The following is a 15,786-nucleotide window of genomic DNA, read 5'->3' on the forward strand; positions in this document are numbered from 1 at the left end:
GGTTCCCTCCAAGTTGATTCAGTTGGTGTTGTTGGAGACGACGCCGTCGGCCTTGACGACGTCGACCTTGAGCGGTCCCAGCAGCTGGTAGGGTGTGAACACCTGCAGGTAGGGCTGTTCGTCGACTCCGACCGGCAAGATGCCGACGAGCATCGCGTTGCGATTGCCCTCGAGCACCCAGGTGCCAGCGATGGGCCCGCGCTGCACGCAGCCACCCTTGCCGGCTGCCTGTAGCCGCTCCAGCACCTCATTGACGGCCTGGCGCTTGTTCGCGGGCACTGCGACGACGATGCGCGCCGCTTCGCCACAGACCGGGCGAGTGAATTCACCGACGTCCGACGCATGCACGACGCTGGCGGTGGCCGCCAGCGCACTGATGATTGCGAGACGGCCGAGCATCACTGATGCGCCTTTTCGACGTAGAGGCGGACACCGTTCGTCACGTTCACAAGCGCGACGCCGACCTTGTCGCCGACATGGAAGTAGGTCGCCTTGTCGCCGTCGAAACTCGCAGCCGCCTTGGCCGCGTCCGTGCGCACCAGGGTGTGCTCGCCATCCTTGATGACGGCGGTCACTTTGCCCGGCGTCAGCACCAGCGTAGGGCCGCCGTCACGGTGGGCGTAGGCATCGAACTGCGCCTCGGTCATCGCGGGCTCCGCGCTCGCGATGCCGGCTGCAGCAGTCAGCGTGGCGGCGATGATGGTCTTCAGGGTCTTGCTCATGAGTTCTCCTTTCGAGGTGGTTGGGAGCAGTTGGGAAGCTGTGATGTGATTTCTCAGACGGCCGCGCTGGCCGCGTGGTGGGTTTCGCTTAGATAGCGTCCGAGCTCGTCAGGTACCTGCTCAGGCGATAGGCATTGATGACGAGTCCAGAGCCAGACAGCGAACGATGTGGGGCTGCCCGGGTGGGACCAGCTTTTGTCGGTGACACCTGCAGCGGCGAGGACACCTTTGACGTCGCCGATGGTGTAGATGGGGCGCATGGACATCAGAAGGTCCTGGCCACGGAACCCTGCAGGCCGCCATCGGTCGTTCGCTGCAGGCTCACAGACGTGTCGCCCTCCTGGGTCTTCTTGACCAGGTAGTTCAGCTGCACCATCAGCGTCGGCGTTCGGTTCACCGTGTATCCGTTCATCGCCAGCCGCGGGGCGAAGCCGAGGTCCACGCCGAGACCCGTATGGGTCTCGGTGATAGCCATAGACGGCAGCGCGAATGGCACGACGCGGCGCACCAGGCCGTCCTCTGAGCGATTGAGAACGCTGCGATACCAGAGGCCTCCCACGACGCCGGCGTCGACCTTCACGGAGTCGACGTCGAGCACAGGCCACATGCGACCGGCGGCAAGCATGACGCTCGACGTGCCGTAGCTGTCGCGGACCCAGCTGAAGAGGAAGGTGTTGGAGTGGTCGTCCAACCGGCGGGTGTAGCGCAGCCCGAGCGCGGGGTTGTTCCCCTCCCAGCCGCGACGCTCTGCCGGCACGACCACGTCCTTGCAGCTGTAAGTGCTCAGGCGGTAATAGATGTACGCGCCAGGCTTGCTGCCTGGCGCGTTGATGGCGCCAGGGATGGGGGTCGGCGAGTTGAAGGTGTTGCCCACGCCGTCGTCGACGGTGCCGCACTGCCGGGTGGAGCTCGCCGGCTTTACGACCTCGCCGTCCGACGAGAAGTGGTGCGCGAAGGCCGGGCCCATGACCCTCCACTCCTCGGTATATCCTTGGTCAGCTTGCGCTCCAGCACACGCCAATGCACAAAGGACGAGCACAACTAGACTCCTCGCATTCTGGAGTCGCGCTTCGCCGATGAGTGAGACTGTTGTATCACCAAGCATTTTTAGATGGCCGCATCAGTGCGGCCCATGTTTGAATGAGTACAGTGTATCACTTGCGCTGTGTCAGGTCAAGTCTTGTGGGAAGTAAAACTCTTCGAGCATCAGCGCGCAACGGACTTCACAAGGGCTACATCGCGCCTTCTAAAATGCAGCGTCACGCTCAATTGCGCACCACCCTCCCGGGTGGTGTTGCAGGCTGGCAGAAGAGTGTTTTGCGGGCAAGCCGCTCCTTTGGTCCAGCCGCATGGTGTCAGGCGCAGCTCTCTCGCCCAACCCTCCTTGCCAGCTCGCCCAAGCCCGCAGGGCTTATGCGCGAAGCGCACTGCATTTCTTCCTAACCCAGCAACTGCTCGAGGCCTGGCCGCGCACCAGGCGCGGGAAGGCCGGTCGGCGCTACACGCCTCCGGCCGCTTTAGAGCTCCTCTTTAGGCTCAACGCCTTTCGTAGTGAACTCTTGGGGGCTACCGCCGGCACGCCCAGTGAATTCTTGGGGGTACCCATGGTCTCGTCCGGGCGGCGCCACCCCCAAGAATCTAGCGCTAGCGCGCCAAAGTTCTCGAGGAGCTATCGGCGAGATATCTCCGGGATATCGGCGCTTGCATTCCGAATATCCAAGTGATACACTGTGTGCACCTTGCAGCCTGAGATGTACGACATGCCCAACCTGACCACAGACGCGACCTCGCAAGACATCAAGCCGGTCTTGGTGCGCTTTCCGCTTTCGATGCACGAACGTGTGCAGCAGCACCAGGCACGCATGTCGACGTCGATGGGCGGCGCGCGCGTGACTTTTCAACAAGCCGCGCTGCACCTGATGCAGTCGGGTGCCGACCTTCACGAGGAGCAGGCCCAGGCCTGAGCCGCAGCATGAACACCCGCGTCCAACTTATCGGCGCTCGTCGCCCTCAAGCCGCGCCTGCCTCGCCCTCCGTGGTCGTCGATTCCGCGCTCGTCGAGGTGGAGCGTCACCTGCTTGCTTGCATTATTCGCGACCACGACCTGGTCGATGCCCTGCCGGCGTTCGCCGAAGCCGACTTCCAAGGTGCGAGCCACCACGACGTGTACCGGACACTTGCTTCTGTCGTCTCTGAGGCCGAAGGAGCCATCTCGTTTTTGACGCTTGCAGCCACGATGGAGGCCCTCGGCCTGCCGTCAAAGACTGCGCGCGAGCTCGAAGCCGTTGCCACCGACCCGAGCCAGGCAGCCGCCCAGGCCGACCTGTTGCTCAAGGCCTCTCGTCGCCGCCAGATTGCGGCCGCATCCGCGGCTCTCGCCCAGGACCCAGATAACCAAGTGCTGGCCGCCGAGCTTGACCGCGTGCGCGAGCTGTCCTCTGGCGCCAAGGCCGTGATGACGTCCGAGGAAGCCGTCGACGACTTTCGTAACCGCCTGCAGAAGCGCCTCGATGGCGATGACCCGGCCGTGTCCACCGGCCTTGCTGACCTGGACGACATCCTCGCTGGCGGCCTTCGTGGCGGCCAGGTCGTGGTGCTGGCAGCGCGACCCGGCGAAGGCAAGAGTGCCCTCGCCCAGGGCATCGCTGAGCACGTCTCCAGGGATGGCAACGGCAAGACGGCGCTGTTCATTTCGCTGGAGATGCTGGCACACGAAATCACCGAGCGCCGCGTGGCAGCCGCCAGCCATGGCGCCGTGCCCCTTGAAGCGCTGCGCGCAGGCAAGCTCAGCGACGAGCAACTGGCTCTGGTTGACGAGCTACTTCCGCAGCTGGGCGCCAGCCGCATGGAATTCCTGGCGTCGTACAGCGAGGACATCGACGGCATCGTCGCCACGGTCAAAGGGCGCGCCAAGAAGGGCGACATCGGCCTGGTGGTGATGGACTACCTGCAGCTCATCGAGTCCGGCACGGGCAACGCCTCCGAGAACCGCGAGCAGCAGGTTGCCAAGGTGTGCCGTCGCATCAAGAAGCTCGCGCTGCTCCTTCAGGTGCCCATCCTGCTGCTGTCGCAGCTCAACCGCGAGGGCGAGAAGGGCGCAGTGCGCCGCCGCCCGCGCATGTCGGACCTTCGTGAATCGGGCTCGATTGAGCAGGACGCAGACGTCATCCTCTTTATCCACGACGACACGCCCGAAGAGATGCGCGCCGGCGCCGCGACGCTCGTGAAGACCATCATCGTCGAGAAGCAGCGAGCCGGCCGCAAAGGCGACGTCCAAGTCCTGTGGATTGGCGCCGAGTGCCGCTTCGCGAACCTGGCACAGGGACGCCTGCCATCGTCGGTGCAGCAGGCGCCTGTCGCGCCGAGCAAGCCCGCGCCGGCGGCGCCTGCCAACCTGCGTCGTGTCCGCCAAATCGCGGCAGCGAACCACGGTGAGACCGATGGCATTCCGCCCGAGGTCCTGGCCGAGGTCGATGCCATCCGCTCGGCCTCCGTCGCCGCCGCGGCCGAAAGCCCGTTCGCTCAGTTCTAACCGGCCCCGGGGTAAGCATCCATGCAACAGCAACTATCCCTGCTCCCGGTGACCGAGTACGCGTACCCCGCCGACAGCCCGTTGATGAAGCGGATGCCGCTGGCCACCGCCTCCGAGGTTCGCTCGTCCGCCTTCCCGGCCTCGAACAACGTCGTGGTGCCCGGCAAGCGCGGCGTCCCCACCGCGGCCCAGGCACCCTATGAGTTTCGCGACGACGACGGCGGCCTGGTGCGCATGTGGGGTCCGCGTCGGGAGCGCCATCGCCGCTTCCTCGACTACATCCTGTTCATCGCCAAGCCGGTCGCCATCGCCGGCGGGAATCAGGGCTTCTTCATCGACCGCAAGGACGCCGCGCGTTGCGTGTTCGGCGACAAGCAGATGTACCTGCACATTGACAAGCTCGCCGTGGAGATGCAGCACATCCAGGTCCAGTACGTGCCGCCCGGCTTCAATGACGGCGTGGGCCAGGTGCAACCGCTTTGTGTCGACTACATGTCCGACTACCGCTTCGGCGTGGACAGCGCGAAGGACGGGCTCGACGCCGCGTTGACCCTCAAGGGCTACGACGCGCGACAGTTCGAAGGTCTGGCCTTCGTCGCGCTGGGTGGCGTCTACCTGCGGCGATTCCTCTCCGACATCAGCCTGCGCTACCACCCAGCACTCGAAACCATCTATCAGATGGACGTCGTGGCCGCGAGCCTGGCTCGCTTTGCGCTGTCAAACGACTACCTGAGAGGACGCCCACTCAACGACGTCCTGGACCTGCTCGGGGCTTCGAGTGGCAGCGCTCGCGACCGCACCGTCGCCGAGCTCAAGCACGGCAAGGACGCCGAACTGCTGGCCGAGCTGGGCATCGCAATCCGCCTTCACAATGGGCGCAACTGTGTGTTCTACGAGACCGCCCGGGATGACGTGAAAGTCATCAAATCACGCGGGCTCCACGGGGTGGCGAGCTCTCGCCGGAGTCTTGACAAGGCGTGAGCAAAGTGATACACTGTACCCATAATGCAAGTCACCGAACGCGGCACCGAGTAGAGCATGGGAGCACGAGACACCTTCATCGGCATGCAGCCGCGTGGCCTCTCAGCTGAGGACGCCATGACGTATCTAGGGCTCAAACGCCGCGCGTTCGATGCCATCAAGAAGTCCCTGCCGTCGTTTCCATCTGGCACGTCACGCGTGTACGACCGCCACGACCTTGATGCGCTGTTTGAGCGCCTCAAGGCTGGAGAGCCAACAAGCGGTGAGGAAGAGGGCGTCACTCCTGCGAGCCCAAAGCAACAACTGAACGACCGAACTAAGCAAGAGAAACCATGGGCCGCACGACGGGCATCTACCGCGACGAAGAAACCGGACGCTACTGGGTCGACAAACGCTATCGGAAGCGCCGCCTACGAGAGCATTTCGGCAGCTATCAAGAGGCGGAAGAGTGGCTGATTCTGCAACTTGAGAACCTGCGCCGGCAGACCCAGTTTGGGGAGCGGCCGAAGGTGACTTTCCGTGAGGCCGCGGCTAGGTTCTTGAAGGAGAAGCAGGAAGAAGGCAAGCGGTCCGTCGTTACCGACGTTCACCATCTCGACGCGCTCATGCCGTTCATCGGCAGCCTCTACATCGACAGGATTCATGACGGCACGCTGGACCCGTTTCGCGAAGCCCGACGCAAACAGGGCTGCAAGACCAAGACGATTAACGACGGCGTCTCGACAGTGCGCGCGGTCTTGAACAGGGCCTACAAGCTCTGGCGTGACGAAGTCACTGGCCTCAAGCTGTTGGAGCACGCCCCGTCGCTGGTCCTCAAGCCAGTGCTTGACCGGCGGCCGGCGAAGCATCTGACCTGGGCGCAGCAGGAGGAACTGCTAAAAGCGCTTCCAACGCACTTGAAGGAGATGGCACTGTTCGGGCTCAACACCGGCGCTCGAGACGACGTCATCTGCAGCCTTCAATGGGATTGGGAGCTCCCAATCGAGGAGCTCGGCGTCTCGGTGTTCTTCGTGCCTCCGCAGCATGTGAAGGGAGAGGATGGCGAGGACAAGACCGCACAGGTCTTGTTCCTAAATTCCGCTGCTCAAGCAGTCATCGAGCGCCAGCGCGGCAAACACGAGAAGTATGTGTTCGTCTGGAGGCGGGAGCGAACCTCGACGAAGAAGAAGCACAAGCAGCCACCGATGGCATATCAACCGGTGGAGACCATGAACAACACCGCGTGGCAAGGCGCCCGAGAGAGGGCAGGCCTGGGCGACTTGCACGTGCATGACCTCCGCCACGTCGTGGCAACTCGCCTCCGAGAGCGTGGCGCAGCCGAACGCTCCATCGCCGACATCCTCTGGCACTCCCAGGGCACTATCACCGCTCACTACTCGGTCGCAACCATGGGCGAGTTGGTCCGTGCACTCGAGCTCATCAAGGATGACAAGGGTACGTTCGACAAGTCGGTGCTGACCCTTCGGGCCGAGCATCTGGCTCGCCGGCAAGCGCGAGGGGCCGTCAAAGCTACCCGTTGAACCGACGGTGACACGCCGCTTTTGCCTTAGGCCTTCGAGAATGTCCTACGCCGCTTGACAAGGACCACTGGCGCCGGAGCTGGTCGCTGAACCGTATAGGGTCGCGACGCTGGGGCGCCGGCTCTTGCAACGGCGTGGCGCAGCTGGCTTCGGCTCAGCGCTGTAACGTGGTCTCCATTGACCTGGACGAAGTCGCCGTCCTGTGTGATGCCGAGGGCACCGGCCTGGGCGCCACGGCGAACGCTTCCTAGCAAGCGAACCGAGTCGTCGCCAGGGCGCGCGTAGGTGAATCTAGACCACTCCTGCTCGCCGAGCCGCACAACCCAATCCGCCATACCGACCTGCAATCCGCTGCCTTGTTGCTGCCAGCCCGCATTTTCACATCGCCCTACATCGAGCAAGCGTTGGAAGCAGTATGGGCCGCAAGGCGGGCCCGGGGGCTTGCTGCGCTACAACCAAGCCCAGACCCTGCGTAGCCAAGCCGGAGCACGGCGAGGTGGACGATAGTTCTGGCGAAGCGCCTCTCGCACAATGGACCTCCACGATGTTGACGGCGGCCGATGTGGGGCGACCGAGCTGATGTAGTCGACGCAGCCGCCGTTCACGTAGGCGACACCGTCGACCCTCGATAAATATCGAATCGAACCGGTTCGACCATTCGTACCGCAGGACTCCTCCAGTTGCCAGCTTCCAGAGCGCCCTGCGAAGAGTCTTCGCTCGAGCGTGTCATTTCGGGGGGCGCGCAAGCACTCATGCGCGCCGGAGGACTGTACATGCATCCAGTATATATCGGCCACGTCCGATGTCCAGCCCGGGTGTCGAGGGCTCGAAGGGGCGCATTCGAGGCGATGGTGGCCCTGTGGTCCAAGCTTTAGACTGCGCGCAAAGCCAATTCCCAGGGAGGCACGATGGACTGGAAGAAGCACACCTACCGTGCCGGCAGCCATTCAGACGCGAGGGACGACCTTCCCGATGGCGAGGAACTCGACAAGTTCGTAGCCAGGGCGCGGAAGGGAATCGAGCCGTGGCTGTCAGCCGTGTTCCAGGCGGAGCACCTCAACTTGCTCGTTGGCAGCGGTCTCACCATCGCGGTCGGCCACATGGCCGGAGCCTCGGCAACGGGGATGTCGAAGGTGACCTTCGGCACAGCTCATGACCCCGCCATCGACGCGCACGCGGACGCCGCTGCGGCGGTCATGAAGCGCGGAGGCGCCAACATCGAGGACCAGTTTCGGAGCGCACTGGCTGTCATCGGTGGGCTTGAGGTGACCGACCCGGCTGGGGCAGACGCCTTGAAGAATGCCGTCGACGCGCAGTTGACCCTCTTTCTGAAGTCGCTCCTCGAGACCGAGCGTGGCATCGTCGCCGCGACGGATGCGGAAGCAAGACAAAGCGCCTTGTCGGCGCTGCAGTCTTTCCTCCTGAGTTTCGCGAGCCGAGCGGCATCGAGGGAGCGACTGCACATCTTCACGACCAACTACGACCGACTCATCGAACATGGCTGTGACCTTGCCGGCCTGCGGAGCATCGACCGCTTTGTCGGTGCGCTCAACCCCGTATTCCGTGCGAGTCGCGTTGAGGTCGACGTGCACTACAACCCTCCCGGGATTCGAGGGGAGCCCCGGTACATGGAAGGCGTCGTGCGGCTCACGAAGCTCCACGGCTCTCTCGACTGGTGCTTCGACAAGAGTGCCCGCCAAATCGTGCGGAAGGGCATACCGTTTGGCGCGCTTGACGGGCATAGCGAAATGCCCGTCAGGCCGATTGACACGGTGATGATTTATCCGAACCCGGCCAAGGACGTCGAGACGACGCAGTACCCTTACGCTGAGCTCTTCCGGGACTTTGCCGCGGCGGTGTGCAGGCCCAACGCTGTCGTCGTAGCGTACGGGTACGGTTTCGGTGACGACCACGTCAATCGCGTGCTGCTCGACATGCTGACCATTCCGTCGACGCACATGGTCATCATCGCTCACAGCGCGAGCGACCGGGTGAAGGCGTTCTGCGCAAACGTCAGGGACGCCCAGGTCACCCTGCTGATTGGGCCTCACTTCGGTGACCTGTCCGCCCTCGTTGAGCACTACCTCCCTAAGCCCGCGCTGGACTACATCACCGGCCGGATGACTGAGCTTCTGAAGAGACGTCCTTTCGATGGTGCGCCGGGAGCAGCCGACGGAGGGGGAGTACCTCCTGCCTCTCCGGTTGACCCGTTCTGACAGGAAGACCAATGACACCTATCGAGCGACTGTCCAGTCTTGTTGTCGGCGCCGTGGAGTCTGTGTCCCCGGGGGAGGTCCGGGTCTTACTCGAACTCGATGCACCCCATGCGACGGCCTTGAACACGGGGACGCCGGCGCCGTTTCCGCGCATCAATAGCTACGTCCTCATCCCGAACGAAGCTGGAGCGACTGTCGCCTACATCTCGTGGATTGGCATTGAACGGTCACCGTATCCGAAGAGGTCGGGGCTGAAAGACTTTGGGCTCATCGACTTGCCGTTTCCCCTCCGGAAGATGTCGGTGTCGCCGGTGGGAACGCTGACGAGGGTTCGAGACAAGGTCACGGGCGGGATGCGGCATGAGCTCTCGCGTGGCGTGATGGCGTTCCCCTCCGTCGGCGACCAGGTGTTGATGCCGACGGCGGAGCAGGTCGAAGCCATCGTCGGTGCGAGGGACTCGGACCGCCGTGTTCGCATCGGAGCGTCACCGCTGGCCTCAAATGCCGCCATCATGGTGGACCCGGACAAGCTCTTCGGGCGCCACCTAGCTGTCTTGGGGAACACCGGCAGCGGCAAGTCATGCACTGTTGCGGGCCTCATTCGCTGGTCGCTTGATGCCGCGTCGAGGGCCATTGCTGACGGTGGCAGGGGTGACACTCCGGCGAATGCACGCTTCATCGTGCTTGACCCTAACGGTGAATACGCGAGAGCCTTCGCCGACCTTGGCGACAAAGTTCGGGTATTCCGTGTTCCACCGATTGCAGCGGGCGAACGCGCGCTGGAGGTGCCTGCTTGGCTGTGGAGCGGCCATGAATGGACTGCCGTTGCGCAAGCCCAGCCGGGAGCGCAGCGCCCGCTGCTTATGCAGGGGCTTCGCGAGCTCAAGAGTGGGCAGACCCAGGGTGTTCCGCGAGAGGCAGTGGTTCGCCGATACCTCGTTTCCTACGCGACGCGCGTCTCTGCGATGCTCAACTCCGGTACCCAGGCCTTCGCAGGTTCTCCCCGTTCGAGGTTCGAATGCGCGCGGTTGCTCGAGACGATACAGAACGACTGCAACTGGTTGGCGCAGGGAGTCGAGGAGCCGACCACTAGTGAGCTCACCGCCGCGGCCGCACGAGCGGAGACGGTGGTCAATAGCCGGCGGTCCGGTGCGTACTTCAACGACTTCTCGGTGGGTGACCTCGAGTCGGTGCGAGATGCGCTCCTGACTCTCGCCGAAACGTTGCCGGACCTTGGGGACGCGGCTCCAATCAGCGAGGATGCTCCGCTCTTCTTCGATGTCAATTTGCTCGCGGAGCACCTCGAAAGAACAGCCTCCGAGCAGGGGGCAAACGTCGCAGGTTTCGTCTCGACGCTTGGACTTCGCATCAGGGGAATGCTTGCCGACCACCGGCTCGGAGCTGTCGTCGGCCATCAACCTCCCGTCAGGTTTGAGGATTGGCTGAGCGACTACGTCGGAGACAGCGGTGGAGCCAACGGGCCTATGGCTATCGTCGACCTCTCCCTGGTGCCGTCTGAGATGGTTCACATCATGGTCGCCGTGCTTGCACGCCTGGTGTTCGAGTCTCTTCAGAGATACCGCCGCGTCAACGCGGAGGGGAAAGCGCTTCCAACTGTTCTCGTCTTGGAGGAGGCTCACACGTTCGTTCGACGCGGGGGAGACGACGCCGGGCCCGCTGCGACTCCGGGCCAGCTCTGTCGGGAGACATTTGAACGCATCGCCCGAGAAGGTCGAAAGTTTGGTCTTGGCCTGGTGCTGTCATCGCAAAGGCCCTCGGAGCTGTCTCCCACGGTACTGGCACAGTGCAACACCTTCCTTCTTCACCGCATCGTCAACGATGCCGACCAGAACTTGGTGGGCCGTTTGGTGCCGGACAACGTGGCAGGGCTGTTGCGCGAGTTGCCAAGCCTTCCATCGAGGCAGGCGGTGCTTCTGGGATGGGCGACACCGATTCCAGTCCTGGTGGAAGTTGACGAGCTCCCAGACGCCCAGCGTCCACAGTCGTCTGACCCTGATTTCTGGGGGGTGTGGACACTTCGCGAGCCGCGAGCCGTTGATTGGGCGGCTATCGTCGCCGACTGGACATCGTCGTAGCGCGGGGCACTCAGGCTGTCGTGCCGTCTGTCCCCAAGGCCTCCTTCAGGGCCGCCTCAACGGCATCAATGCGTTCAGTGCAGACCTTATATGCCGCCACCGAGCCCTGCACGATTTGCAGGAGGTCGTCGATGTTGGGCTCGCGCTGGTTGCGCAGGACTTCAGCATTGCGCTGGAGGACGCCGAAGGCCTCCTTGAAGGTTCCCCTTGTCTCCGGAACTGCGCTCATGACTCACCTCTCTCGTCGGCGCCACGTTTCACCTCGCTGACGGCGGCGCCAAGCTGACCGTCGGCAAGCTCAATTTCAATGGTGTCGCCGGCAGCCACGCCGGCGATACGCGTCACTGGCTTCCCATCGACACCACGCACCAACGCGAAGCCTCGCGCAAGCGTGCGCTGCGGCCCCTGGCCCATCACTTCGCGAAGCAAGCCCACGGCCGCCTTGCGCGCCGTCTCGACGAGGAGTAGCGAACGGTCGTGAACGACGCCCATGTGAGTGGCTGCGGCCACGCGAGCCTGGTCGGCGGCCGCTCTTGCCCGCTCGCCAGTCACGGCGAACCACCGCTCGGCGCCGGACCTCGCCTCCGCAATCGCCGTGGATGCGCCGGACCTTACATCCGAAAGCAGCGAAGGAACCCGCTGCTTCGCTTGTGCCAACTGCCCCTGCACTCCGGCGCGAATGCCCGTGTTGAGGCGCTCCGATTCCAGGCGAGCTCGGTGGAGTGCGGCCGCCGCGCTCGACTTTACGGTCTCAACGAGTCGGTCGCTTTGCTGCCGCCGCTCCGTCACCGCGCGCTCGGCGGTGGACATGATGGACTCGTATGCTTCAATGGCGGCGCGCGTTCTGGCGACGATTCGGTCGCGGATACCGGCTATGACCTTGCTCGGGGTATCGAAGCGTGTGTGCGCGACCTCGTCGAGGATGGTGTTGTCGCGCTCATGCCCGATGCCACTGAGTACGGGCACCGGGCACTCGCAAATCCAGCGTGCGAGCGCGTAGTCGTTCAGCCATGCGAGGTCGTTGACGGCGCCCCCGCCCCGGATGACGACGACGGCGTCGGGGAGGCGGCCGTGGTCGTCCTCGATAGCAGCGAGTCCATTCTGTGCGGCCGAGAGGATTTCGGCAGCGGAGCCGTCGCCTTGAAAGCGTGAGTGCGCGTAGACGAACCTACAGACGCCGTGCCGCTGAAGAACATCGGCGTCGGCGCGGAAGTCACCGAGCCCCGCGGCTTCCTCAGGGGCAGTGACCAGAACGAGCTCGAAGTCGACCGGCGCCGGAAGCTGCTTGTTGGCATCGAACAGGCCCTCACGTTGAAGTCGCACTCGAATTTCGCGCATCCGAGCGGCCAGGTCTCCGAGCGTGAAGCTGGCATCAATGGCGTCGATTTCCAGCGAGAGGCCCCAGCGTGCGCTGAAGACGGGCCTGGCGCGGACGAGAACCTTGATGCCGGGGCCGAGCGTGGCGCCCGTGGCGCGCTGGAACTCGGGGAGGATGCGGTTGGCAACTCGGGCTGGAATGAAGCCGCGGCCGGTGGCAGTGACGTCGCCCTCGGCGGTGCGCTCGGAGAGCTCAAGGTAGACGTTCTGATTGCGGGCGTCGACCTTCATGACCTCGGCGCGAATCCAGACGCCTTCGCGGTAGGCGGCCGACACGGCTGCCGCGACGCCGGCGAGAAGGCGCGAGAGTGAGATGCCCTTCGGGACTTCAAGTTCGGTCGTGGATGCCGGCGCTGCAAGGTCCGTCGAATTCGACGTCGATGGCGCCAAGGCGCTGGCCGCGCTCGCAGGAAGCCACTTCGAGAACGGTGTGATGTCGACCCCGGTGGGGACATACCACGACGATGCATCACGGTCCCAGCGGGCGCCGAGGGACTTGGCTTCGTCCTTTTCTCGATAGGGTACCTTGAGGTAGTTCACGCCTTGCTTCGACAGGGGGTATGGTGGCTAGTCGTTTCCATACTCGGGTTCGAACTTTCGTTCGCGCTCCTCCTGGTGGTAAAACTCCTCGGGGAGTTGGGCCGCGTGTACCTCCCGCCGCCCCTCAAGAGTCAATCGGCAGGTGAAGCAGCGGAACTCCTCGGACAGGTACGTGAGGTCGACCATCTCGATAGTTGGGTCATCTGGGTCTTGCTCTTCAGATTCGACTTCTTCCCAAAGAGAGCCGCCGAGGATGCCTGTCGCTCCGCATGCTGGACACAGGTGCTTTTCGAACCCATCGTTGCTGGTGCTGAACTCCTTGTAGTGCTCCCAAGGGCGAATCGATGCGGAAGTCTGCACGAGTTCCGCTCTGCGAGCGGGGTTCGGAGTGTTCTTCTCAAACGATGTCTTCGCTCTTGCAATTCGCTCTGCGATGGCCTGGCTGATGGCGTGCTGAGCATCCTCGAGCACCTGCTTCGGCGCGGCGGCCTCCTCGGCGCCGAGCCATTCCTCGAGGGTGCGTCCTTGTGCCGAGAGCAACACCGAGATGGCGTACCAGTAGCGCTGGTCCCAAACCGCCGGCAGGAGTGCCAAGAACGGTGACTCGCCAGAGTGCAGTTCCGCATTCCGCTGGAGCGCGACTTGCTCGCAGAACTTCTGAACTTGTGGGTCAAACCCCTTGCTGATGTGCGGCAGCCGCGAGAACAGGGTCTTCGCAGAGATGGTCTTGAAGTCCGTCCCGAGGTGGACGCCGCATGCCGCGAACAAGGATTCGTGGTGAGCCGGGTCGGCAATCAGAGCTGGTGAAATCTTGGCCAGGGCCGCCTTCCCGAGCAACTCGAGCGCCAGCGACGCCCACAACTGATACTCGTCGACGTCTCCCGTTTTTTTTGCCCGGAAGGCTCGGCGTATGTAGACCAGTGACTTTGAATGCAGAGCTTCGGGCAGGAAGGTCGAAGGAGGAGCTTGGTTTGTCATTGAACAAGCACTCGCAGTAAGGTCCTCGATTCAGACTCAATGCCCGCTGCTGCATCGCGTCCGTGAAGCACACGCCAGTTGTCGACGACAACGATGACACCGGGTTCCCAGTCAATCTCCTCAAGGGAGCTCGCCCAGCGGTTCGAGGACAAGAGCGACATGACGTGCGGCCCGCTGCTGCAGGTCGGCTCCATGCATCCTGGGTCGAACCGAATGAAGCTGCGCTCGCGTGACGCGACGGTAGCGAAGAAGGAGTGGCGACCACTGCGAACGCGGAAGACGGTCGTGTGAAGCATCGACTGCTCGTCACGTGTGAGCGTCAACCTACCAATCGGCAAGAGGCTTGTGCGCGCAGCATGACCGTCGGCGGATGCGCACGCCATGACGACATAGCGGCAGGGGACGGGCCAATGCGCGGTATCAATGTGCAGTGGAAAGGCACCCTCTCCGAACAACATGCTCAACGAGCGTGGGTGGGCACGCTCGCTCGGCGTGGGGCGAAGCTCCTGTACAAGCCTCCTGCCGCGCAAGGGGACCGGTCTGCCGAGCGTGCCCGCAAGCTGCTCAACGGCTTGCGCAAGGCCGATGCGGGCAGCACTCGCGTCGACGGCGGTCCAGCCTCGAGTCGAAAGCTCGCGAAAGTTGAGCAAGTCGTTCAATCCCGCCATCCCCCTTAGCGCGCTGGACTCCAGGTCTCTCACTGGTGCCCATGGCCGTCATCTGGCCTTCGAGCGGCCAACGAGTGCAATCGTAGCCGGTAGCTACCAGCTACCGGTCAAAGCTAGCAGCAAGGGAGGCAAGAGCCCGCTCCAAGACGACGCCCAGGGGCACCCCCATCCTGTCCGCCAGCTCGCCCATTTGACGGACCGTGTCCGGCGTGGCCTTGATGTTCAGCTGCATGTTCCGGCCAGTCGTGTAGCGACGCCGCCGGATTGTTTGCTCGGTAGCCGGTAGCTTCCCGCCTGCGGAGGGCTTCCCGGTATCGGGAAGCGCTCCGGTAGCTACTGGCCGGCTGGGGAAGTCGTTCGCCCTTGCGAGTTCGTCGACCTGGCTGAGGTCGACCGACTTGCGCGAAGACGGCTGGGTGACGACGGCATCGAGGCCGGCGAACAGCGGCACCTTGGTTGGGGTCATGCGGTCGCCACCCCGCGAAGTGCTTGCACGACCTCTTGAGCGTATGCGCGCGCGTTCTTGATGGCGTTGCTGGTGCCGCTGACCTCGGCCGAGGGGAGGTTCTCGAGTGGGCATTGGTAGACCCAGAGTGCCTTGAAGGCTTGGCGTTCGACGATTTCGGTCTCCAGAATGCGGGCGCCTGTGGGCTGCAACTGCGCCAGCACGTAGGTCATCAGTCGAGACCGGTAAGCCGCAGGTGTACGCGTGCGGACCACGACGTAAGGAACCTTGCGGCCGCTCATGCGCTCCTGCTGGCGGATGACGCGAATGACGGCAGCAGCTTCCTCGGCGTCGGGGGCGGAGTCCTGCAGCGGAATCACGACCAGGTCCGCCTGGCTGATGGCCAGAAGCACGAGCTTGCTGGCCGTGCCCTCAAGGTCCACGATGACGACCGGCGCGGCTCCGGCCGCCTCGTCGATGCGGTCGATGACGGTCTCCTCGTCGACATCGTCAACAACGGTCATCCGCGCCGGGGCGTTTCCGCCGGCGGCCCACTTGGCAATCCTGCGGCGAACGTCGGCATCAACCACGCACACGTCGGTTTCGAGCGCAAGCTCGGTCGCGAGCAGCAGTGCGGCGGTTGATTTTCCCGCCCCGCCTTTGGGATTCGCGAAAACGATGGTTGGCATTCGAATATCTGGAAGCTTTCGG

The 15,786-nt window shown here is 63.7% G+C and carries 16 protein-coding genes; 6 read left to right on the forward strand and 10 right to left on the reverse strand.

Features of this window, described 5'->3' with window-relative positions; genetic code table 11:
* Nucleotides 1–18 precede the first annotated feature (18 nt).
* From ACG04R_RS16515 to ACG04R_RS16530, 4 genes are read right to left on the reverse strand one after another with little or no spacing between them, the layout of a single operon-like run.
* Nucleotides 19–399, reverse strand: coding sequence for a hypothetical protein (locus ACG04R_RS16515; protein ID WP_394412904.1), 381 nt, complete (start codon nt 397–399; stop codon nt 19–21).
* Nucleotides 399–722 (reverse strand): hypothetical protein, encoded by a 324-nt coding sequence (locus tag ACG04R_RS16520; protein ID WP_394412907.1) that lies wholly within the window; start codon nt 720–722, stop codon nt 399–401. Before ACG04R_RS16520 ends, ACG04R_RS16515 begins: the two co-directional genes overlap by 1 nt.
* 53 nt (nt 723–775) lie before the next feature.
* A complete protein-coding gene (locus ACG04R_RS16525; protein ID WP_394412910.1) occupies nt 776–988 on the reverse strand; it encodes a hypothetical protein in 213 nt (70 codons plus the stop codon).
* Nucleotides 988–1,689, reverse strand: coding sequence for a hypothetical protein (locus ACG04R_RS16530; protein WP_394412913.1), 702 nt, complete (start codon nt 1,687–1,689; stop codon nt 988–990). The genes ACG04R_RS16525 and ACG04R_RS16530 overlap by 1 nt, the downstream gene beginning before the upstream one ends.
* A gap of 793 nt (nt 1,690–2,482) precedes the next feature.
* Here ACG04R_RS16530 and ACG04R_RS16535 point away from each other — a divergent pair.
* From ACG04R_RS16535 to ACG04R_RS16560, 6 genes are all read left to right on the forward strand, one after another.
* Nucleotides 2,483–2,686, forward strand: a complete 204-nt coding sequence (locus ACG04R_RS16535; RefSeq protein ID WP_394412916.1) for a hypothetical protein — start codon at nt 2,483–2,485, stop codon at nt 2,684–2,686.
* Nucleotides 2,687–2,694: 8 nt separating this feature from the next.
* On the forward strand, nt 2,695–4,254 hold the full coding sequence (locus tag ACG04R_RS16540; protein WP_394412919.1) for a replicative DNA helicase: 1,560 nt from the start codon (nt 2,695–2,697) through the stop codon (nt 4,252–4,254).
* 21 nt (nt 4,255–4,275) lie between these two features.
* Complete coding sequence (locus tag ACG04R_RS16545) at nt 4,276–5,235, forward strand: hypothetical protein (protein WP_394412922.1); 960 nt, start codon at nt 4,276–4,278, stop codon at nt 5,233–5,235.
* 332 nt (nt 5,236–5,567) lie between these two features.
* On the forward strand, nt 5,568–6,755 hold the full coding sequence (locus tag ACG04R_RS16550) for a tyrosine-type recombinase/integrase (protein WP_394412925.1): 1,188 nt from the start codon (nt 5,568–5,570) through the stop codon (nt 6,753–6,755).
* A gap of 908 nt (nt 6,756–7,663) precedes the next feature.
* On the forward strand, nt 7,664–8,971 hold the full coding sequence (locus tag ACG04R_RS16555) for an SIR2 family protein (protein ID WP_394412928.1): 1,308 nt from the start codon (nt 7,664–7,666) through the stop codon (nt 8,969–8,971).
* A gap of 11 nt (nt 8,972–8,982) precedes the next feature.
* Entirely contained in the window at nt 8,983–11,067 is a 2,085-nt protein-coding gene (locus ACG04R_RS16560; protein WP_394412931.1) for an ATP-binding protein, read from the forward strand.
* Nucleotides 11,068–11,077: 10 nt separating this feature from the next.
* On the opposite strand, the gene xseB is transcribed toward ACG04R_RS16560, so the two are convergent.
* The 6 genes from xseB to ACG04R_RS16590 all read right to left on the reverse strand — a co-directional run bounded on the left by xseB (nt 11,078) and on the right by ACG04R_RS16590 (nt 15,764).
* Nucleotides 11,078–11,296, reverse strand: coding sequence for an exodeoxyribonuclease VII small subunit (xseB, locus tag ACG04R_RS16565; RefSeq protein ID WP_394412934.1), 219 nt, complete (start codon nt 11,294–11,296; stop codon nt 11,078–11,080).
* Nucleotides 11,293–12,984 (reverse strand): exodeoxyribonuclease VII large subunit, encoded by a 1,692-nt coding sequence (xseA, locus tag ACG04R_RS16570; RefSeq protein WP_394412937.1) that lies wholly within the window; start codon nt 12,982–12,984, stop codon nt 11,293–11,295. Before xseA ends, xseB begins: the two co-directional genes overlap by 4 nt.
* A gap of 27 nt (nt 12,985–13,011) precedes the next feature.
* Complete coding sequence (locus ACG04R_RS16575) at nt 13,012–13,962, reverse strand: hypothetical protein (RefSeq protein WP_394412940.1); 951 nt, start codon at nt 13,960–13,962, stop codon at nt 13,012–13,014.
* Nucleotides 13,959–14,621: a TauD/TfdA family dioxygenase gene (locus ACG04R_RS16580; protein WP_394412943.1), complete on the reverse strand. Its 663-nt coding sequence runs from the start codon at nt 14,619–14,621 to the stop codon at nt 13,959–13,961. The genes ACG04R_RS16575 and ACG04R_RS16580 overlap by 4 nt, the downstream gene beginning before the upstream one ends.
* A gap of 109 nt (nt 14,622–14,730) precedes the next feature.
* A complete protein-coding gene (locus ACG04R_RS16585; RefSeq protein ID WP_394412946.1) occupies nt 14,731–15,096 on the reverse strand; it encodes a hypothetical protein in 366 nt (121 codons plus the stop codon).
* Complete coding sequence (locus tag ACG04R_RS16590) at nt 15,093–15,764, reverse strand: ParA family protein (protein ID WP_394412949.1); 672 nt, start codon at nt 15,762–15,764, stop codon at nt 15,093–15,095. The genes ACG04R_RS16585 and ACG04R_RS16590 overlap by 4 nt, the downstream gene beginning before the upstream one ends.
* Nucleotides 15,765–15,786: the final 22 nt, after the last annotated feature.

Origin of the sequence: Pelomonas candidula (genome assembly GCF_043555985.1) — a bacterium.
Taxonomy (GTDB): domain Bacteria; phylum Pseudomonadota; class Gammaproteobacteria; order Burkholderiales; family Burkholderiaceae_C; genus Pelomonas; species Pelomonas candidula.